Origin of the sequence: Bradyrhizobium sp. 132 (genome assembly GCF_023074185.1) — a bacterium.
In the GTDB taxonomy this organism is placed as follows: domain Bacteria; phylum Pseudomonadota; class Alphaproteobacteria; order Rhizobiales; family Xanthobacteraceae; genus Bradyrhizobium.
In genome coordinates, this window is sequence record NZ_JADPKY010000104.1 from 1 (window position 1) to 686 (window position 686).

At 55.5% G+C, this 686-nt stretch carries 2 pseudogenes; one reads left to right on the plus strand and one right to left on the minus strand.

Annotated features, from left to right (window positions below):
* Positions 1 to 160: 160 nt before the first annotated feature.
* A pseudogene (locus IVA74_RS21405) lies at positions 161 to 485 on the plus strand (transposase); the annotation flags it as partial.
* A 2-nt stretch (positions 486 to 487) separates the two neighbouring features.
* Here the strand turns inward: IVA74_RS21405 and IVA74_RS21410 are convergent.
* Positions 488 to 686 (minus strand): annotated as a pseudogene (locus IVA74_RS21410) (biotin synthase); the annotation flags it as partial.

Sequence of the window (686 nt, forward strand, 5' to 3'; positions counted from 1 at the left end):
AGTCTTTCGAGCACGGCCAATTTACGGCTTTCGCAAGCGGCGGGAGGGGTTGCTCGCGCATCACAACGACCAAGAGGATTCAAATGCCAAAGAGCCTAGCACTACTTTGGCAGATTGTCGGATTCCTCTGAATTTTTAGGATTCCCGAATCGATTTTTCAATGATTCATGGGTGGTCGGCTCTTGGAGGGCTGACCATGGCGGAATGGGAAGACGAACTCGAAGGCTGGCTGAAGCCGTTCTTGCAGCGGTTGGGTCATAAGACCCGCGGATGTGTCCCCTTTACGTTGCGGGATTGATCGTCCTGGCGATCGCAAGAGCGTTCAGCCGATGGCAGAACGCCTCGCAACCGGCAACTACGATCAGCTGCACCATTTCATCGCCGATGGTGTCTGGGACGAGTCATCGCTGGAATCTGAGTTGCTCAACCAGGCCGACGGGCTTGTCGGCGGCAAGGATGCGGTGCTGGTCATTGATGACACCTCCACATATGTGAGCGTGTCAATGCGGTCCTGCAACGTGTGGGTTATGATGATCGTGCCATAGAACTCCGGCGAGGTGTCGACGTTGTGATTGTAAAAGTCGAGCTCAGCGTCGGCCAGCCGCACGGCTTGAATCGGCGTCAGCATGCCTAGCGTAGCGCAAGTTTCCATACCGAGCCGCTTAATGGCGCTGACCATGTGCATA